Origin of the sequence: Pseudomonas sp. JS425 (assembly GCF_018223845.1) — a bacterium.
Lineage (GTDB): Bacteria > Pseudomonadota > Gammaproteobacteria > Pseudomonadales > Pseudomonadaceae > Aquipseudomonas > Aquipseudomonas asiatica.
Genome location: NZ_CP073661.1, coordinates 1,124,574 through 1,143,310, shown reverse-complemented (window position 1 = coordinate 1,143,310; position 18,737 = coordinate 1,124,574). Strand labels below are relative to the sequence as shown.

21 protein-coding genes and 1 tRNA gene are annotated in these 18,737 nt (G+C 61.8%); 2 read left to right on the top strand and 20 right to left on the bottom strand.

Features of this window, described 5'->3' with window-relative positions:
• Nucleotides 1–7: 7 nt before the first annotated feature.
• From rlmN to trmJ, 12 genes are all read right to left on the bottom strand, one after another.
• Nucleotides 8–1,153, bottom strand: coding sequence for a 23S rRNA (adenine(2503)-C(2))-methyltransferase RlmN (gene rlmN / locus KDB76_RS05245; protein WP_038408723.1), 1,146 nt, complete (start codon nucleotides 1,151–1,153; stop codon nucleotides 8–10).
• A gap of 24 nt (nucleotides 1,154–1,177) precedes the next feature.
• Nucleotides 1,178–1,609, bottom strand: coding sequence for a nucleoside-diphosphate kinase (gene ndk / locus KDB76_RS05240; RefSeq protein ID WP_013971021.1), 432 nt, complete (start codon nucleotides 1,607–1,609; stop codon nucleotides 1,178–1,180).
• 89 nt (nucleotides 1,610–1,698) lie between these two features.
• Nucleotides 1,699–1,899, bottom strand: coding sequence for a Fe-S cluster assembly protein IscX (gene iscX, locus KDB76_RS05235; protein ID WP_003257859.1), 201 nt, complete (start codon nucleotides 1,897–1,899; stop codon nucleotides 1,699–1,701).
• Between the two features lie 9 nt (nucleotides 1,900–1,908).
• A complete protein-coding gene (gene fdx, locus KDB76_RS05230; RefSeq protein WP_038408721.1) occupies nucleotides 1,909–2,250 on the bottom strand; it encodes an ISC system 2Fe-2S type ferredoxin in 342 nt (113 codons plus the stop codon).
• A 3-nt stretch (nucleotides 2,251–2,253) separates the two neighbouring features.
• Nucleotides 2,254–4,116 carry a Fe-S protein assembly chaperone HscA gene (gene hscA, locus KDB76_RS05225; RefSeq protein ID WP_015269013.1) on the bottom strand — a complete coding sequence of 621 codons (1,863 nt, stop codon included), beginning with the start codon at nucleotides 4,114–4,116 and terminating at the stop codon, nucleotides 2,254–2,256.
• Between the two features lie 42 nt (nucleotides 4,117–4,158).
• On the bottom strand, nucleotides 4,159–4,680 hold the full coding sequence (hscB, locus tag KDB76_RS05220) for a co-chaperone HscB (RefSeq protein ID WP_015269012.1): 522 nt from the start codon (nucleotides 4,678–4,680) through the stop codon (nucleotides 4,159–4,161).
• A gap of 8 nt (nucleotides 4,681–4,688) precedes the next feature.
• Entirely contained in the window at nucleotides 4,689–5,012 is a 324-nt protein-coding gene (iscA, locus tag KDB76_RS05215) for an iron-sulfur cluster assembly protein IscA (RefSeq protein ID WP_003257854.1), read from the bottom strand.
• A gap of 28 nt (nucleotides 5,013–5,040) precedes the next feature.
• Nucleotides 5,041–5,427, bottom strand: a complete 387-nt coding sequence (gene iscU, locus KDB76_RS05210; RefSeq protein WP_003248539.1) for a Fe-S cluster assembly scaffold IscU — start codon at nucleotides 5,425–5,427, stop codon at nucleotides 5,041–5,043.
• Nucleotides 5,428–5,473: 46 nt separating this feature from the next.
• Entirely contained in the window at nucleotides 5,474–6,688 is a 1,215-nt protein-coding gene (locus KDB76_RS05205; protein ID WP_013971017.1) for an IscS subfamily cysteine desulfurase, read from the bottom strand.
• 46 nt (nucleotides 6,689–6,734) lie between these two features.
• A complete protein-coding gene (gene iscR, locus KDB76_RS05200; protein WP_008092572.1) occupies nucleotides 6,735–7,226 on the bottom strand; it encodes a Fe-S cluster assembly transcriptional regulator IscR in 492 nt (163 codons plus the stop codon).
• A 179-nt stretch (nucleotides 7,227–7,405) separates the two neighbouring features.
• Nucleotides 7,406–8,191, bottom strand: a complete 786-nt coding sequence (gene cysE / locus KDB76_RS05195; RefSeq protein WP_013971015.1) for a serine O-acetyltransferase — start codon at nucleotides 8,189–8,191, stop codon at nucleotides 7,406–7,408.
• A 3-nt stretch (nucleotides 8,192–8,194) separates the two neighbouring features.
• Nucleotides 8,195–8,950, bottom strand: a complete 756-nt coding sequence (gene trmJ / locus KDB76_RS05190) for a tRNA (cytosine(32)/uridine(32)-2'-O)-methyltransferase TrmJ (RefSeq protein WP_031325634.1) — start codon at nucleotides 8,948–8,950, stop codon at nucleotides 8,195–8,197.
• A gap of 151 nt (nucleotides 8,951–9,101) precedes the next feature.
• Between trmJ and suhB the strand changes: the two genes are divergently transcribed.
• On the top strand, nucleotides 9,102–9,920 hold the full coding sequence (gene suhB / locus KDB76_RS05185) for an inositol-phosphate phosphatase (protein ID WP_003257850.1): 819 nt from the start codon (nucleotides 9,102–9,104) through the stop codon (nucleotides 9,918–9,920).
• Nucleotides 9,921–9,989: 69 nt separating this feature from the next.
• Here the strand turns inward: suhB and KDB76_RS05180 are convergent, their stop codons facing one another.
• The 7 genes from KDB76_RS05180 to queA all read right to left on the bottom strand — a co-directional run bounded on the left by KDB76_RS05180 (nucleotide 9,990) and on the right by queA (nucleotide 17,495).
• Complete coding sequence (locus KDB76_RS05180; protein ID WP_024086280.1) at nucleotides 9,990–11,300, bottom strand: IS4 family transposase; 1,311 nt, start codon at nucleotides 11,298–11,300, stop codon at nucleotides 9,990–9,992.
• 129 nt (nucleotides 11,301–11,429) lie between these two features.
• Nucleotides 11,430–11,972 (bottom strand): glycine zipper 2TM domain-containing protein, encoded by a 543-nt coding sequence (locus tag KDB76_RS05175; protein ID WP_013971012.1) that lies wholly within the window; start codon nucleotides 11,970–11,972, stop codon nucleotides 11,430–11,432.
• A 119-nt stretch (nucleotides 11,973–12,091) separates the two neighbouring features.
• A complete protein-coding gene (gene secF, locus KDB76_RS05170) occupies nucleotides 12,092–13,000 on the bottom strand; it encodes a protein translocase subunit SecF (RefSeq protein WP_013971011.1) in 909 nt (302 codons plus the stop codon).
• 10 nt (nucleotides 13,001–13,010) lie between these two features.
• Complete coding sequence (secD, locus tag KDB76_RS05165; RefSeq protein WP_013971010.1) at nucleotides 13,011–14,873, bottom strand: protein translocase subunit SecD; 1,863 nt, start codon at nucleotides 14,871–14,873, stop codon at nucleotides 13,011–13,013.
• A 64-nt stretch (nucleotides 14,874–14,937) separates the two neighbouring features.
• Nucleotides 14,938–15,273: a preprotein translocase subunit YajC gene (yajC, locus tag KDB76_RS05160; RefSeq protein WP_003259111.1), complete on the bottom strand. Its 336-nt coding sequence runs from the start codon at nucleotides 15,271–15,273 to the stop codon at nucleotides 14,938–14,940.
• Between the two features lie 42 nt (nucleotides 15,274–15,315).
• Nucleotides 15,316–16,431 (bottom strand): tRNA guanosine(34) transglycosylase Tgt, encoded by a 1,116-nt coding sequence (gene tgt, locus KDB76_RS05155; protein WP_013971009.1) that lies wholly within the window; start codon nucleotides 16,429–16,431, stop codon nucleotides 15,316–15,318.
• A gap of 14 nt (nucleotides 16,432–16,445) precedes the next feature.
• Nucleotides 16,446–17,495 (bottom strand): tRNA preQ1(34) S-adenosylmethionine ribosyltransferase-isomerase QueA, encoded by a 1,050-nt coding sequence (queA, locus tag KDB76_RS05150; RefSeq protein ID WP_013971008.1) that lies wholly within the window; start codon nucleotides 17,493–17,495, stop codon nucleotides 16,446–16,448.
• 107 nt (nucleotides 17,496–17,602) lie between these two features.
• On the opposite strand from queA, the gene KDB76_RS05145 reads away from it, so the two are divergent.
• Nucleotides 17,603–17,687, top strand: a tRNA-Leu gene (locus KDB76_RS05145).
• A gap of 50 nt (nucleotides 17,688–17,737) precedes the next feature.
• Here KDB76_RS05145 and KDB76_RS05140 read toward each other — a convergent pair.
• Entirely contained in the window at nucleotides 17,738–18,643 is a 906-nt protein-coding gene (locus tag KDB76_RS05140) for a LysR substrate-binding domain-containing protein (protein ID WP_013971007.1), read from the bottom strand.
• Nucleotides 18,644–18,737 lie beyond the last annotated feature (94 nt).

Sequence of the window (18,737 nt, the reverse complement as noted above, 5' to 3'; positions counted from 1 at the left end):
GTCCCGGTCAGTGGCTGACGGGGCTGTCTTGCAGCTCGGCGTCCGCGGACAGCTGGCGCACAGCGATGTAGCGCTCGCTGCGGCGGGTGCGGTCGTTGACCTGGCCGACCAGCTGACCACAGGCAGCGTCGATGTCATCACCACGGGTGGTGCGGGTGGTGACGTTGAAGCCACCATGGTGCAACAGATCCTGGAAGCGGCGAATGGCGTTGTTGCTCGGCCGCTCGTAGCCCGAGTGCGGGAACGGGTTGAACGGGATCAGGTTGATCTTGCAGGGTACGTCGCGCAGCAGCTCGATCATTTGCGCAGCATGCTCAGGCTGGTCGTTGACGTCCTTGAGCAGGGTGTACTCGATGGTCAGCACGCGCTTGCCACCCAGGGTGGACATGTAGCCCATGCACGATTCCAGCAGCATCTTCAGCGGGTACTTCTTGTTGATCGGTACCAACTTGTTGCGCAGTTCGTCGTTCGGTGCGTGCAGCGACAGGGCCAGCGACACGTCGATGTGCTTGGCCAGCTCGTCGATCATCGGCACCACGCCCGAGGTGGACAGGGTGACGCGACGCTTGGAAATGCCATAGCCCAGATCTTCCATCATGATCTTCATGGCGGCGATGACATTGTCGAAATTCAGCAGGGGTTCGCCCATGCCCATCATGACCACGTTGGTAATGGCGCGGTCGATCTTGGCCGGAACGGTCCCGAAGGATTTGTTGGCAAGCCACACCTGGCCGATCACTTCGGCGGCGGTGAGGTTGCTGTTGAAGCCTTGCTTGCCGGTGGAGCAGAAGCTGCAGTCCAGGGCACAGCCGGCTTGCGACGACACGCACAGGGTGCCGCGATCGTCGGTGGGGATGTAGACGGTCTCGACGCAGCTGCCGGAGGCAACGCGGACCACCCACTTGCGGGTACCGTCGGCGGAAATGTCTTCACTGACCACTTCCGGGCCCCGAATCTCGGCAACGGCCTCGAGCTTTTCGCGCAAGGCCTTGCCGACATTGGTCATGGCGGCGAAATCGTCGACGCCATAGTGGTGAATCCATTTCATGACCTGACCGGCACGAAAACGCTTCTCTCCGATCGACTCGAAGAATTTTTCCATTTCCTGCAGGGTCAGGCCCAACAGGTTGATCTTGCCAGTCATGTCACTCATGGAATCACCCAAGACCTGCTTCGCTTAGCGAATGCGGTCGCACAGCTCGGTAGCGGAGAAGAAGTAAGCGATTTCGCGGGCAGCCGAAGCTTCCGAGTCGGAACCGTGAACAGCGTTTTCGTCGATGGAAACGGCGAAGTCAGCACGGATGGTGCCGGCAGCAGCTTCTTTCGGGTTGGTGGCGCCCATCAGCTCGCGGTTGGCCAGAACGGCGTTTTCGCCTTCCAGAACCTGAACGATGACCGGGCCGGAAGTCATGAAGGCAACCAGATCACCGAAGAAGCCGCGCTCTTTGTGTTCGGCGTAGAAGCCTTCGGCTTCGGCCTTGGACAGCTGCTTCATTTTCGAAGCGACGACGCGCAGGCCGGCTTTCTCGAAACGAGTGGTGATCTCGCCGATGACGTTCTTGGCAACGGCGTCAGGCTTGATGATGGAGAAAGTACGTTGAACAGCCATGGAAAACTCCAGAAAAATGAGTGTTGCGAAAAATTAAACCCGCGAATTATACGCGGGTTCCAGGGGATTGCCTAACCTGCAGGACGCGTTCAGTCGGCTTCTTCGATCCAGGCCGCCTGGATGGCCTCGAGCACTTTCTCACCGCCACGTGACGGATCGTCGCTGAATTCTGGCAAGGCCAGCACCCAGCGGTGCAGATCGACGAAATTCACATAACGAGGATCGACTTCCGGCTTGCTTTCTGCAAGCTGGATGGCGATCTCAAGTACATCAATCCATTTCAGGCTCATGGGTAAACCTCAGTGCGGCGCTTCGGCGGCGTGGTTGAGCGAATACTTGGGGATCTCGATGACCAGGTCCTGGTCAGCGACAACCACCTGGCAGCCGAGGCGCGATTGAGCCTCCAGGCCCCAGGCCTTGTCCAGCATGTCCTCTTCCAGTTCGTCGGCTTCTTCGAGCGAGTCGAAGCCCTTGCGCACGATGCAGTGGCAAGTGGTGCAGGCCTTGACGCCGCCGCAGGCGCTTTCCATCTCGATGTGATGGTCGTGGGCCAGTTCCAGGATGTTGGTCCCGGTCTCGACTTCCACGGCCAGCCCTTCGGGGCAGAACTTCTCGTGCGGCAGGAATGTCACCAGCGGCATCGGTTACTCCTCGATCTCATTCAGGTTGCGCCCGGCCAGTGCGGCTTTGACCGTCGAATCAAGGCGACGGGCGGCAAATGCGTCGGTCACCTGCGACAGACGCTTGGTCTGTTGCTCGATGGCTGCGCCATCGGTGCCGGCCAGCAAATCACGTAGTTCTTGCATCTGGAATTCGATGGCGTCGCGCTCGTCACTGCTGAGCAGGCGCTCGCCGTCGGCGTCCAGGGCGCCCTGTACTGCTTCGAGCAGGCGCTCGCCGTCAACCTGGTGCTCACGCAGCTGGCGGGCCTGCTTGTCGGAACCTGCGTGTTCGAAGGAGTCCTTGAGCATGCGGGCGATTTCGCCGTCGGTCAGGCCGTAGGACGGCTTGACCTGGATGCTGGCTTCCACGCCCGAGCCCAGCTCGCGGGCGGCGACGCTGAGCAGGCCATCGGCGTCGACCTGGAAGGTGACGCGGATTTTTGCCGCACCGGCGACCATGGCCGGAATGCCACGCAGCTCGAAGCGCGCCAGCGAGCGGCAGTCGCTGATCAACTCGCGCTCGCCCTGCAGTACATGGATCATCATGGCCGACTGGCCATCTTTATAGGTGGTGAACTCCTGGGCACGCGCCACCGGGATGGTGGTGTTGCGCGGGATCACCTTCTCCATCAGCCCGCCCATGGTCTCAAGGCCAAGCGACAGCGGGATGACATCCAACAGCAGCAGTTCGCCACCTTCGCGGCGGTTGCCGGCCAAGGTATCGGCCTGGATGGCGGCACCGATGGCCACCACCTGGTCGGGGTCGATCGAGGTCAGCGGGGTGCGACCGAACAGTGCTCCGACGGCTTCACGCACACGCGGTACGCGGGTCGAACCACCGACCATGACCACGGCACTGACTTCTTCCAGCTCGATACCGCTGTCACGCACGGCGCGACGGCAGGCCTTGAGGCTGCGGGCGACCATGGGCTCGATCATGGCTTCGAAGCCAGCGCGGCTCAGCTCGCCCTGCCAGGTGCCATGGCTGACGCTGACCACGTCGGCGTCGGTCAGGGCTTCCTTCGCGGCGCAGGCGGTCTGCAACAGTGCGCGCTGGGTGGCCGGGTCCAGGTCGGATGACAGCCCGGCCTGCTCGATGATCCAGCCAGCGATGGCGTGGTCGAAGTCGTCACCGCCCAAGGCAGTATCGCCACCGGTGGCCAGCACTTCGAATACGCCGGCAGTCAGGCGCAAAATGGAAATGTCGAAGGTACCGCCGCCCAAGTCATAGATGGCCACCACGCCTTCGGCGTTCTGGTCCAGGCCATAGGCCACGGCAGCGGCGGTCGGCTCGTTGAGCAGGCGCAGCACGTTCAGGCCGGCCAGGCGCGCAGCGTCCTTGGTGGCCTGGCGCTGGGCATCGTCGAAATAGGCCGGCACGGTGATAACCGCGCCCACCAGCTCACCACCAAGGGTGGCTTCGGCACGCTCGCGCAGCACCTTGAGAATATCGGCGGACACTTCCACCGGGCTTTTCGGCCCCTGCACAGTGTCGATGAACGGCATGTGCGACTCACCGCCAACGAAGCGGTACGGCAGCTGCTCGCCCAGTTGCTTGACGTCGGCCAGGCCGCGCCCCATCAAGCGCTTGACCGACAGCACGGTGTTCAGCGGGTCGCTGGAAGCGGCATCGCGTGCAGCCTGCCCCACTTCGTTGCGCCCTTCGAGGTAGCGCACCGCGGACGGCAGAATGACATTGCCCTGCGCGTCGGGCAGGGGCTCGCTACGGCCGCTGCGCAGTGCGGCGACCAGGGAGTTGGTGGTACCCAGGTCGATCCCCACCGCCAGGCGGCGCTGATGCGGCTGAGGGCTTTGACCGGGTTCGGCAATCTGCAGTAGGGCCATGCTTATCTGAATACCTTAGGTGCTATCACGGGCAGCACCGGGTTAATCGTCGAGGCGCTCTTCCAGTTGGCGCACTTCTTGGGCGAGCTTGTCGAGGAACTGCATGCGGCGCATCAGGCGTTCGGCCTTGTCGCGCTCGCCTGGGGCGTCCCAGCAGGCGGCAAAGTCCTCGTTCAGCGTGTCCTGGGCGACCTTCAGGCGCTTCTTGAACACGGCCACGCCATCGAGGTCGGCTTCGTCCTGCAATTCTTCGAGCTCTTCACGCCACTGCATCTGCTGCAACAGGAAGTCAGGGTCGTGGACCGTGACCTCCTGAGGCACTTCGTGGCCGCCGATGGCCAGCAGGTAGCGGGCGCGACGCGGCGCACTGCGCAGTGTCTGGTAGGCGTCGTTGAGTGCCGCGGACTTTTCCAGCGCCACGCGCTGCTCGCGCTCGGAGGCGTCGGCAAAGCGGTCGGGATGGACTTCGCGGGCCAGCTCGCGATAGCGAGTGGCCAGCTTGTCGAGATCCAGGCGGAAGCTTGGCTGGAGGTCAAACAATGCGAAATGACAAGGAGTGCCCACAGCCAGCCTCAAACGTTGAAGCTTTCGCCGCAGCCACACTCACCGCGCACGTTGGGGTTGTTGAACTTGAAGCCTTCGTTCAACCCTTCCTTGACGAAGTCCAGTTCGGTGCCATCGAGGTAGACCAGGCTCTTGGGATCGATGATCACCTTGACGCCATGGTTCTCGAACACCTGGTCCTCGTCCGCCAGCTCGTCGACGAACTCCAGCACGTAGGCCAGGCCCGAGCAACCGGTGGTGCGCACGCCCAGGCGAATGCCTTCGCCCTTGCCGCGCCCTTCCAGGGAACGCCGCACGTGGTTGGCGGCGGCTTCTGTCATGCTGATAGCCATCAGGACTCCTTACCTCGCAACAGGCGACTTAGATCAAGCCTTTCTTCTGCTTGTAATCGCGAACGGCTGCCTTGATGGCATCTTCGGCGAGTACCGAGCAGTGGATCTTGACCGGCGGCAACGCCAGTTCTTCGGCCAGCTGGGTGTTCTTGATGGTTTCGGCTTCGTCCAGGGTCTTGCCCTTCATCCACTCGGTGGCGAGGGAGCTGGAAGCGATGGCCGAACCGCAGCCGTAGGTCTTGAACTTGGCGTCTTCGATCACGCCCTGCTCGTTGACCTTGATCTGCAGGCGCATCACGTCACCGCAGGCCGGGGCGCCGACCATGCCGGTACCGACGTCCGGGTCTTCGGCGTTCATCTTGCCGACGTTGCGCGGGTTTTCGTAGTGGTCGATGACCTTTTCACTGTATGCCATGGTGCAATTCCTTCCTCATCAGGGAGCCGCTCTTGCCGGCGACTGCTTAGTGGGCGGCCCACTCGATCTTGGAGATGTCAACGCCGTCTTTGTACATGTCCCACAGCGGCGACAGCTCACGCAGTTTGTTCACGGCCTCGCAGACTTTCTGCGCGGCGTAGTCGACTTCTTCTTCGGTGGTGAAGCGGCCGAAGGAGAAGCGGATCGAGCTGTGCGCCAGCTCGTCATTGCGGCCCAGGGCGCGCAATACGTAGGACGGCTCGAGCGACGCGGAGGTGCAGGCCGAACCGGACGATACGGCGATATCCTTCAGCGACATCAGCAGCGATTCGCCTTCGACGTAGTTGAAGCTCAGGTTCAGGTTGTGCGGTACGCGGGCAGTCTTGCTGCCGTTGACGTACAGCTCTTCGAGGTCCGAGACCTGCTTGAAGAAGCGGTCGCTCAGGGCCTTGATGCGTACGTTTTCCGCGGCCATTTCCTGTTTGGCGATGGCGAAGGCTTCGCCCATGCCGACGATCTGGTGGGTCGGCAGGGTGCCCGAACGCATGCCGCGCTCATGACCACCTCCGTGAATGATGGCTTCCAGGCGTACACGAGGCTTGCGGCTGACGTACAGCGCGCCGATGCCTTTCGGGCCGTAGACCTTGTGCGCCGAGAACGACATCAGGTCGACCTTCAGCTTTTGCAGGTCAATTTCGACCTTGCCGGCCGATTGCGCGGCGTCAACGTGGAACAGCACGCCGCGCGAGCGGGTCAGTTCACCGATGGCGGCGATATCGTTGATCGAGCCGACTTCGTTGTTCACGTGCATCAGCGAAACCAGGATGGTGTCGTCGCGCAGCGCCGCCTCGACCATGGCCGGGGTGACGATGCCGTCTTCGCCTGGCTCGAGGTAGGTGACTTCGAAACCTTCACGCTCCAGCTGGCGAGCGGTATCCAGGACCGCCTTGTGCTCGATCTTGGAGGTGATGATGTGCTTGCCCTTGGTCTGATAGAAGTGCGCGACGCCCTTGAGTGCGAGGTTGTCGGACTCTGTGGCACCGCTGGTCCAGACGATTTCGCGCGGATCGGCGTTGATCAGTTCGGCAACCTGGCGGCGACCGTTCTCGACCGCTTCCTCGGCTTTCCAGCCAAAGACGTGGGAGCGCGAAGCCGGGTTACCGAAGTTCCCGTCGACCAGCAGGCAGTCGGCCATCTTCTGGGCCACGCGTGGGTCGACCGGGGTGGTCGCGGAGTAATCGAGGTAGATCGGCAACTTCATTTGTCTCTCCTATCAGGCGGTGGCGTCGCTCGTCGTCCCGGAGGGATCAATCGACGGCGGACGTCTCAATCTTGTCCAGCTGGGCGGTTCGGCCTGCGACACGACGCAGGTCCTGGCGCTGGGCGACTTCCTGCACCTCACGGCGCATGACGAGGTCGGCCAGGCTTATACCGCTGAGGAATTCATGGATCTGCTGGCTGAGGTCGCACCACAGGTGGTGGGTCAGGCAGGTATCACCGGCATGGCAGTCCCCGAGGCCCTGACAACGGGTGGCATCGACCGATTCGTTGACCGCATCGATGACCTGGGCCACCTGGATGGTTTCCATGCCCCGCGACAGCTGGTAGCCACCGCCTGGACCACGCACGCTGGAGACCAGGCTGCTGCGGCGCAGCTTGGCGAACAGCTGTTCCAGATAAGAGAGGGAAATGCCCTGGCGCTCGGAAATGTCGGCCAAAGACACCGGCCCATGCTGCGCGTGCAACGCCAGGTCGAGCATGGCGGTCACGGCGTATCGGCCTTTGGTAGTCAGTCGCATGGCTATTGGGTACCACGGGAGTTACAGGATGTGAGCGAGTATGCGATTCCCGAGCATTTAAGTCAACTATTAGACCTAGTGCTTTAGTCGGGTTTGCATCGGGGAGGCGGGCGCGATTGTAGCAGACAGGGGGCGTGAGCACACGCCCCGTATGTCACCATGATTTCAGCGCGGCGCAATCAATGTGACTGAGTGTCGCGCTGAGCCACCTGGGCAACTTCCTTGAAGTCATCTTCCGGCAGGGCTGGCAGTTCCTTGGCGCAGTAATCACTACCCATCTTGGTCAGGGCGCCGCACATGCCCTCCAGCCGTTCGTCAACTGCCTGCAGGTGGTCGAGCATCTGGCCGATGGCACGGGCCACCGGGTCGGGCATGTCGCCACTGACGCCATAGGCATCGAAGCCGATCTTCTCAGCCATGGCCTTACGCTTGGCCTCGACCTCGTTGTCTTCGCTCTTGACGATGATTCGCCCGGGGATACCAACCGCCGTAGCCCCGGCCGGCACGGCTTTGGTCACCACCGCATTGGAACCGATCTTGGCCCCGGCGCCGACGGTGAACGGGCCCAGCACCTTGGCCCCCGCCCCTACCACCACACCGTTTTCCAGGGTGGGGTGTCGCTTGCCTTTGTTCCAGCTGGTGCCGCCCAGGGTCACGCCCTGATAAAGGGTGACATCGTCGCCGATCTCGGCGGTTTCGCCGATGACGATGCCCATGCCGTGGTCAATGAAGAAGCGCCGTCCGATGGTGGCGCCGGGGTGGATCTCGATGCCGGTCAGCCAGCGGCCGAAGTTCGATACCAGGCGGGCCAGCCACTTGAAATCACGCTTCCACAGGGCATTGCCCAGGCGGTGCAGCCAGATGGCGTGCATGCCTGGGTAGCAGGTCAGCACCTCAAAGGCGTTGCGCGCAGCCGGGTCACGGTGGAATACGCTTTGAATATCTTCACGCAGGCGTTCGAACATCTGTCAGTCCTTCCGTTTATGCGGCTCGCCCCGGACCACTTTCTGGGTCTCGGTGAGGATGCCGCGCAAAATGCTCATTTCCGAACGCTCGACCGCCACCCGCCCATACAGCCGGCGCAGGCGCGGCATCAGGTGCTTGGGCTTTTCGGGGTCGAGAAAGCCGATACCGACCAGGGTCTTCTCCAGGTGGTCGTAGAACAGCTCCATTTCGTCCATCGTCGCCAGCTCGCTGGCGTCAACCTTCTCGACTTTGCCCGGCGCTGCACCGGCGGCCAGCCAGGCCATGCGCACCTCGTAGGAGAGCACCTGGACAGCGGCAGCCAAGTTCAGCGAGCTGAAGTCGGGGTTGGAGGGAATGTGCACGTGGAAGTGACATCGCTGCAGCTCTTCGTTGGTCAGGCCGGCGTGTTCACGCCCGAACACCAGGGCGATTTCCTCGCCACCGTTGGCATGCTCCACCGCCTTGGCCCCGCACTCGCGCGGGCCGATCAACGGCCAGGGGATGCTCCGCTCGCGGGCACTGGTGCCCATTACCAGGTTGCAGCCGACCAACGCCTGTTCGAGGCTGTCGACCACTTGGGCATTGTCCAGCACATCGTCGGCACCCGAGGCTCGGGCACTGGCATCCACGGCGGGGAACTCTTTCGGCTGCACCAGCACCAGACGCGACAAGCCCATGTTTTTCATGGCACGTGCAGCGCCGCCGATGTTGCCGGGGTGGCTGGTATTGACCAGAACAACACGAATATTTTGCAGCAAGGTGTTGTGCTCACAGATGCAGGAATCAGGGCCTTCGATCTTACAGAACCGACAGACGTAACGCCATGAAAGCAAATGTGACACTTCTGCCGCCAAAGTTTTCTGCTAGAATGATCGGCTTTCTTCTTTAACATCTCCAGGTGACCCGCCCATGCAGCCTATGCTGAATATCGCCCTGCGCGCCGCTCGCAGCGCCAGTGAACTGATTTTCCGCTCCATCGAACGCCTGGATAGCATCAAGGTCGATGAGAAAGAGGCCAAGGACTACGTCTCCGAAGTCGATCGCGCCGCCGAGCAGAGCATCGTCAACGCCCTGCGCAAGGCCTACCCGAACCACTCCATCCAGGGCGAGGAAACCGGCCTGCACGCGGGTAGCGGCGAAGAAGGCAAGGATTACCTGTGGATCATCGACCCGCTGGACGGCACCACCAACTTCCTGCGTGGCATCCCGCACTTCGCCGTCAGCATCGCCTGCAAATACCGTGGCCGCCTTGAGCACGCCGTGATCGTCGACCCGGTTCGCCAGGAAGAATTCACTGCCAGCCGCGGCCGTGGCGCCCAGCTCAATGGTCGCCGCCTGCGTGTCAGCTCGCGCACCAGCCTGGAAGGCGCCCTGCTGGGTACCGGCTTCCCGTTCCGTGACAGCCAGATGGCCGACCTGGACAACTACCTGGGCATGTTCCGCGCCCTGACTGGCCAGACCGCCGGTATCCGCCGCGCCGGCTCCGCCAGCCTGGACCTGGCCTACGTGGCCGCCGGCCGTTTCGACGCTTTCTGGGAGTCGGGCCTGTCCGAATGGGACATGGCGGCCGGCGTGCTGCTGATCCAGGAAGCGGGCGGCCTGGTGAGCGACTTCAACGGCGGCCATGACTTCCTCGAGAAGGGCCATATCGTTGCGGGCAACATCAAGTGCTTCAAGGCCGTGCTGACTGCCATCCAGCCGCACCTGCCAGAGAACATGAAGCGCTAAGCGCGGATTGCCGGCAAACAAAAAAGCACCCCTCGGGGTAATGCCAGTCAGTTAAGCTGACTGGCATTTTCATTTTCGGGTCGGATATTTTGCAGGGCGCTGCTTCACCACTCTGGGGAACCATCGATCGGGTCGCCGATGGGGTAGGACATACTGAGCCGCTGACGCCTGCAGATCTGCCAAAAAACCTGGCAAGTTGCCGGGATGGTTTAATGACGTGCCATGCAGCAAGCCCAGAATCGCCCAGCTACAAGCGGTAAAGCTCATCTCGCATGGGTACACGCCTGGGCACTGTCTCGACATCTGCACCATCTGATAACGCAATAGGTTGTAGCCCAACAGCACGCCCCACAGCTCTTGCGCAATCATCTCCGGCGTCTTGCTTCTCAGGGTGTATTCGCCCCCCAGAAGTCCTTGTTTGATCTCCCGATAACCCAGCTCGATTTCCCAGCGCTGACTGTAAAGATCAACGATCTCATCGCCAGGGAAGCGCTGCGCATCGGTCATTGAGGTCAAGACACTCACAACCTTTCCTTTGATTGTTTTGCTCAGCAGTCGTGCCCGCATTTCCAGCGGCAAGCCTGGCCATTGCTTGCGGGCCTGGGGCGATGTGCGCAGGACGACCACGGCATCGTTGCGTCCTAGCGTGTGTTCCACCTCGTACTGAGTGCCCTTTTTCACAGGGATCAGCCAGTGTCGATGCTCACCTTGTGACTGCCAGTGGTGCAGCAAGCCCAACGAATAGAAACCTTTATCGAACAGGGTCAGCGAGTGGTTCGGCGTGGTCGCGATCAGCTGCTCTGCCAGCTTCATTTCACTACTGTGGTAGCTCTCGAAAGTGCTGTTTATCAGTAAGTGGCTGGTCAGCTCCATCTGGCAGACCATCCTAACCTGAGGAAAACCGCCATCCCCATGCTGATTGGTAGCGCCCCCGTAAAACGCACGGTTTTCAGCTGTGTCAGGCGTACTCCAGACAACACCGTCCACACCAAGCAGCGTCAAGCCCAACCAGTGCGGGTGCTTGGTTTCTTCGTGCCACCGCTGCTGAGTGAGCGTGAAAACTTCACGTACAGCTTCACTGCCCAGTCGCTGCCGCCCTTGTACAACAGCACTGGGGGCCACCAGAGGCCTCTTGCCCGGCAGCATGATGTCCATGTGGTTTACGACATCCCAAGCCGACATACGGCGGAACAGCGCCATGCCGATGATGCACCACACCAGGCTCTCAAGCGGGAGGCGTCGCTTGCGAATGGTCGCGACACCTGCCGTCTCAAAAGCTTGTTGCACAAGATCAGGATCGAGCAACGCCCCCAGCCCCTCGAGGGCATGTGGCCGCGATGCCATTTCGTGAGTGAGGGAGAGGGCTTGTGACAGGCGCATAAAAAATCCGATGCTCGTTTCCAAGCATCGGATTTTGCGGCCTACGGGCTAAAGCTCAAAGCGTCAGTCTTAACTGACTGGCATTACCCCTCGGGGTGCTTTTTTTATGCCTGTCGAAGCCATGCGGCCTTACTGGCCGGCTTCACTCAGGATCAGCTTGCCATTCTTGTCCAGTGGAATGGTCGAACCGGGCTCGTGATCCATCTTCACCTGCCCGACCTTGTCGCCGATGGTGTACTTCACGTTGTAGCCCACCACCTTCTCACTGATATCGTTGACCGTATTGCAGCGGGTTTGCGTGGTGGTGTAGGTGTCACGCTCCTGCATGCCCTCCTGCACCTTGTTACCGGCATAACCACCACCGACCGCACCGGCAACGGTGGCGATCTTCTTGCCGCTACCACCACCGATCTGGTTACCCAGCAGGCCACCGGCAATGGCGCCCACCACGGTACCGGCGATCTGGTGCTGGTCCTTGACCGGCGCCTGACGCGTCACGGCGACGTCCTTGCAGACCTCACGGGGGGTTTTTACCTGTTGTTTGATCGGTTGCACGTCGGTGACCTGTGCATATTCAGGCCCCTTGTTGACCAAGCTGTAGGTCGCGACAGCACCTCCGGCAGTCACACCGACAGCACCCAGTACCGCACCCACAAGCATTGATTTGTTCACATGAACCTCCTGATCATCACCCGCGGGTCCGACCCGCCTTCTCCCAGCCTTGGAGTAAAAAAAAAGGCGCGAGTTCAACACTCGCGCCTTTTTGGCCGCCAAACGGCGTGGAGCACGCCTTATGGACGGTCGTCCACACCATCGGTCTTGGCTGGCGGGATCAGGTCTTCACTGCTCAGGTTCAGCCAGATCAGTACCACGTTGGCGATATAGATCGACGAATAGGTACCGGCCATGACGCCGATGAACAGTGCCAGCGAGAAGCCGAACAGGTTGTCGCCACCGAAGAACAGCAGCGCGGCAATGGCCAGCAAGGTCGAAACCGAGGTGGCGATGGTCCGCAGCAGGGTCTGGGTGGTGGAAACGTTGATGTTCTCGATCAGCGAGGCCTTGCGCATGACGCGGAAGTTCTCGCGCACCCGGTCGAACACGACGATGGTGTCGTTCAGCGAGTAGCCGATGATCGCCAGCACCGCTGCCAGCACCGTCAGGTCGAAGGTGATCTGGAAGAACGACAGGATACCCAGGGTCACCACCACGTCGTGGATCAGCGAGACGATCGCGCCCACGGCGAACTTCCACTGGAAGCGGAAGGCCAGGTAGATGAGGATGCCGCCTAGGGCCAGAAGCATGCCCATGCCACCCTGGTCGCGCAGCTCTTCACCCACCTGCGGACCAACGAACTCGACACGCTTGACCTTGGCCGGATTGTCGCCGCCAGCCTTCTGCAGGGCTTCAGCTACCTTGTTGCCCAGCTGCGGGTCATCACCCGGCATGCGCACCAGCAGGTCAGTGGTGGCACCGAAGCTCTGCACTACTGCTTCGTGGAAGCCGGAATTGACCAGCTCGGCACGCACCGCCTTGAGGTCGGCCGGGCGCTCGTAGGTCAGCTCGATCAGCGTACCGCCGGTGAAGTCCAGGCCGAAGTTCAGGCCCTTCTGCCACCAGCTGAACAGAGCCAGCACGGTGAGGAGCACGGTAACGGCGAACGCGACATTGCGCACGCCCATGAAGTTGATGGTTTTCATCGCAGCTCCCTCAAACCCACAGCTTCTTGATGTCACGCCCGCCGCAGGTCAGGTTGACCATTGCACGGGTCACCATGACGGCGGTGAACATCGAGGTGAAAATCCCGAGGGACATGGTGACCGCAAAGCCCTTGACCGGGCCGGTACCCATGGCGAACAGGATGCCGCCGACCAGCAGGCTGGTCAGGTTGGCGTCGATGATCGCGGTGTAGGCGCGGTTGAAGCCTTCATGAATGGCGCGTTGCACCGACATGCCGGCGTTCAGCTCTTCGCGGATACGCGAGAAGATCAGCACGTTGGCGTCCACCGCCATACCCATGGTCAACACGATACCGGCAATACCCGGCAGGGTCAGGGTGGCGCCCAACAGCGACATCAGTGCCAGCAGCAGGACCATGTTGCCTGCCAGGGCGATGGTGGCGATCACACCGAAGGCGCGGTAGATGGCGATGATGAACAGCGAGACGAACAGCATGCCCCACAGCGACGCATCGATACCCTTGGTGATGTTGTCGGCACCCAGGCTTGGGCCGATGGTACGCTCTTCTGCAAAGTACATCGGCGCAGCCAGGCCACCGGCACGCAGCAGCAGGGCCAGTTCGGACGATTCGCCCTGGCCGTTCAGGCCGGTGATGCGGAACTGGCTGCCCAGCGGCGACTGGATGGTCGCCAGGCTGATGATCTTCTTCTCTTCCTGGAAGCTCTGTACGGCAACGTCCTTCTCGACGCCGTCGACGGTCTGCTTGACGTAGCGGGTGACCGGCTTCTGCTCGATGAAGATCACCGCCATGCTGCGGCCGACGTTGCTGCGGGTAGCGCGGGTCATCAGCTCGCCACCGTGGCCATCCAGGCGGATGTTCACCTGCGGGCGACCTTGTTCGTCGAAGCTGGCCTGGGCGTCGGTTACCTGGTCACCAGTGATGATCAGGCCGCGCTCGACCGCGGCGGAACGGCCGCCTTCACGGAACTCGAACACCTCGGTGGTGGCCTTGGATGCGCCTGGCTCGGCACCGAAGCGGAACTCCAGGTTGGCGGTTTTACCCAGGATACGCTTGGCTTCGGCAGTGTCCTGCACGCCTGGCAGCTCGACCACGATGCGGTTGGCGCCCTGGCGCTGTACCAGCGGCTCGGCCACACCCAGCTCGTTGACCCGGTTGCGGACGGTGGTGAGGTTCTGCTTGATCGAGTATTCGCGGATCTCGGCGACTTTCGCCTGGGTCAGCGCCAGACGCAGCACGGCGAGCTCGTTGCGCTCGGTGGTGGTCAGGTCGAAGTCATTGAAATTCTTGCGGATCAGGACACGAGCCTGTTCGCGGGTAGCATCGTCAGCGAAGCCCAGCATGATGCCGCCATCCTGCTGCGGCAGGCTGCGGTAGCGGACGCGCTCTTTGCGCAGCAAGGTCTTGACCTCGCCTTCGTAGACTTTCATGCGGGCGTTCATGGCCTTGTCCATGTCCACTTCCAGCAGGAAGTGCACACCACCTGACAGGTCCAGGCCCAGCTTCATCGGGCTTGCGCCCAGGTTGCGCAGCCATTGCGGGGTAGTCTGGGCCAGGTTCAGGGCCACGACGTAATCATCGCCCAGTGCCTTGCGCACTACATCCTTGGCTGGTAGCTGGTCTTCCTGATTGGTCAGGCGGATCAGCCCGCTGCCCTTCTCACCCAGGCTCACGCCCTTGACGGCGATCTTGGCATCGACCAGCGCCTTGCTGACGCGGTCGAGGTCGGCCTGGTTCACCTGCAGCGCCGAACTGGCACCACTGATCTGTACCGCCGGATCATCCGGGTAGAGGTTGGGAGCGGAATAAATAAAACCGATCGCCAGTACCAGCACGATCAGTGCGTATTTCCACAGAGGGTATTTGTTCAGCATCACGCCGCCCGTTCAAGACGCGGGGCGCTTTGCGCGCCCCGACTGGAAAAATGAAACCGGTAACTCAGATAGCCTTGAGCGTACCTTTTGGCAGGGTGGCCGCGATGGCACCCTTCTGGAACTTCAGCTCGACGTTGTCGGAAACTTCCAGGACCACGAAATCATCGGAAACCTTGACGATCTTGCCGGCGATGCCGCCGTTGGTGACAACTTCGTCACCCTTCTGCAAGTTGCTCAGCAGGTTCTTCTGCTCTTTTGCACGCTTGGCCTGCGGGCGCCAGATCATCAGGTAGAAGATGACCAGGAAACCGACCAGGAAAATCCACTCGAAGCCGGTACCGGCTGGGCCGGCGGCAGGTGCAGCGGCGTCCGCGTAAGCGGCGGGGATCAAGAAGCTCATTGGGCACTCCTAATGTAATTTTCTAATAATGGATGCAGACAGTCAGTCCAAAGGCGGCACAGGAAGCCCGCGCTTGGCGTAGAAGGCGTCGACAAAGGCGGCCAATTTACCTTGTTGAATAGCCTCGCGTAAACCGGCCATCAAGCGCTGGTAATGGCGCAAGTTGTGGATGGTATTCAGCATGCTGCTCAGCATTTCGCCGCACTTGTCCAGGTGATGGAGATAGGCGCGGGAGAAGTTGGTGCAGGTGTAGCAGTCACAGGTCGGATCCAGCGGCGAATCATCGTGGCGATGGAACGCATTGCGAATCTTGATCACCCCTGTATCGACGAACAGATGACCGTTGCGCGCGTTACGCGTCGGCATCACGCAGTCGAACATGTCGACGCCGCGGCGCACACCCTCAACGAGATCTTCCGGTTTGCCTACCCCCATAAGGTAACGAGGTTTGTCAGCAGGCATCTGGCCCGGCAGGTAATCCAGCACCTTGATCATTTCGTGCTTGGGCTCGCCCACCGACAGGCCACCGATGGCCAGGCCGTCGAAGCCGATGTTTTCCAGGCCTTCCAGCGAGCGCATGCGCAGGTCCTGGTACATGCCGCCCTGGACGATACCGAACAGCGCCGCAGTGTTGTCGGCGTGGGCGTTCTTCGAGCGCTGGGCCCAGCGCAGCGACAGCTCCATGGACGCGCGCGCCACATCGTGCTCGGCCGGGTACGGGGTGCACTCGTCGAAAATCATCACCACGTCCGAGCCCAGGTCACGCTGCACCTGCATCGACTCTTCCGGGCCCATGAACACCTTGGCGCCATCGACCGGCGAGGCGAAGGTCACGCCCTCTTCCTTGATCTTGCGCATGGCGCCCAGGCTGAACACCTGGAAGCCACCAGAGTCGGTGAGGATCGGGCCTTTCCACTGCATGAAGTCGTGCAGGCCGTTGTGCTTCTTGATCACCTCGGTGCCCGGGCGCAGCCACAGGTGGAAGGTGTTGCCCAGGATCATCTCGGCGCCGATGGCTTCGATGTCGCGTGGCAGCATGCCCTTGACCGTGCCATAGGTGCCCACCGGCATGAACGCCGGAGTCTCCACGGTGCCACGTGGGAAAGTGATGCGGCCACGACGGGCCTTGCCGTCGGTGGCCAGCAGTTCGAAGGACATTCGACAGGTGCGACTCATGCTTGATCCTCGGGCCCGCGTGGCGCCGGATTGCGGGTGATGAACATGGCATCACCGTAACTGAAGAAGCGGTACCCCTGCTCGACCGCTGCCGCGTAGGCGGCCATGGTCTCGGGGTAGCCGGCGAAGGCCGAGACCAGCATCAGCAGCGTGGACTCCGGCAGGTGGAAGTTGGTGACCAGGGCGTCGACCACATGGAACGGCCGGCCCGGGTAGATGAAGATGTCGGTATCGCCACTGAAGGCCTTGAGCACGCCATCGCGCGCTGCGCTCTCCAGCGAACGCACGCTGGTGGTGCCGACTGCGATTACCCGGCCACCACGGGCGCGGCAAGCCTCGATGGCATCGACCACCTCCTGGCTCACTTCAAGCCACTCTTTATGCATGTGGTGGTCTTCGATCTTGTCGACCCGCACCGGCTGGAAGGTGCCCGCGCCCACGTGCAAGGTGACGAAGGCACGCTCTACACCCTTGGCGGCAATCTTCTCCAGCAACGCCTCATCGAAGTGCAAGCCTGCGGTCGGTGCGGCGACTGCACCGGCTCGTTCGGCGTACACAGTCTGGTAGCGCTCACGGTCGGCGCCCTCGTCGGGGCGGTCGATGTACGGCGGCAGCGGCATGTGGCCGACACGGTCGAGCAGCGGCAGCACCTCTTCGGTGAAGCGCAGCTCGAACAGCGTGTCATGGCGTGCGACCATTTCGGCCTCGCCGCCGCCATCGATGAGGATGACCGCGCCTACCTTGGGCGCCTTGCTGGCGCGCACATGGGCCAGCACCCGATGGCTGTCGAGCACGCGCTCGACCAGCACTTCCAGCTTGCCGCCGGAAGCTTTCTGGCCGAACAACCGCGCCGGGATCACCCGGGTGTTGTTGAACACCATCAGGTCGCCGGGGCGCAGGTACTCGAGCAGATCGGGGAATTGCCGGTGCGCCAGCGCGCCGGTTGGCCCATCGAGCACCAGCAGACGGCTGCCATGGCGCTCGGCCAACGGGTGGCGGGCGATCAGGGAATCGGGGAGTTCGAAGGAAAAATCGGCGACGCGCATGATGATGTTCGGTTCGGCAGGGCCGGGAAGTTTAGCCCAATGTGTGAAAATTGACCATGAAAGCCGATTGACCGACCAGCGGTGGCTCTCTATACTGCGCGCCACAAGCCCTGATGGCGGAATTGGTAGACGCGGCGGATTCAAAATCCGTTTTCGAAAGGAGTGGGAGTTCGAGTCTCCCTCGGGGCACCAAGATCCGGAAAAAACCGACCTTATGGTCGGTTTTTTTTTTGCCCGTCCGGTCAACGCCAGCGATCCAGCTGCCCCTGGGCACGGCTGCTGAAAATCGTCAGCAGCTCGCTCAATGTATGCGGTGACGGTTCGGCAGTGCGGGTCACCGCATACAAGGTAATCGGCAGCGCCGGGGCCAGCGGCCTGATCGCGGTCGCCCCAGGCGCCGCGCCAAGTGCGGTGAAGGGATCGATCACCGCCAGCCCAGCACCGGATTCGACCATCGCCCTGGCCAGTGAATAGGTTTGCACCGCAATGCTCACCCGTGGCGGCGGCTCCACCGCCTTGAGGTAGCTTTCGAGGCGCACCGACAGCGGGTCGGCGCTGGACAGTCCGATCATGGGCGCACCGGCCAGTGCCGCCAACGGCAGCGGCTTGCCTTCATCTTCCAGCGGCCAATAACCTGCCGGTGCCAATGCCACCAAAACCCCGCTGGCCAGCGCCTGAGCCTTGAGCGCAGGGTGATCTGGCTGTTGCAAGGTCAGGGCGACATCGATCTCCCGCATCAACAGGTTCTGCACCAGTTCGCGACTGTGGGCGCTGGACAACTCGCAGGCGATATCCGGATAACGCTGGGTCCATTCATGAATGGCCGGCGGCAGCAGCGACAGGGCCAGTGCCGGGGTCGCACCGATCCGCAGGCTGTGGCCTGGCGCGCGACGCAGGCTTTGCGCCAGGCGTCGCACCCCTTGCAGACTCTCCGTTACCTTGTCGACCTCACGCTCCAGCTCCAGCGCTTCGGGCGTGGGCTGCAGCTTGCCGCGCACCCGCAGGAACAACGGGAAGCCCAGTTGCTGCTCGGCGTGCTGCAGAACCTTGGTCACGGCAGGTTGGGAAACGTGCAGCAACTGTGCGGCACCGCTGACCGAGCCGGTCTGGCGGATGGCCTGGAAAATCTCGATATGGCGAAGGCGCATGGCAAGTCCATAACCTTTGTTTATGGCTCAGCGATCTTTATTCATTTTTCGCCACCTGTCACCTGGCCCTAACCTCAGCCTCGTTCCAACCACG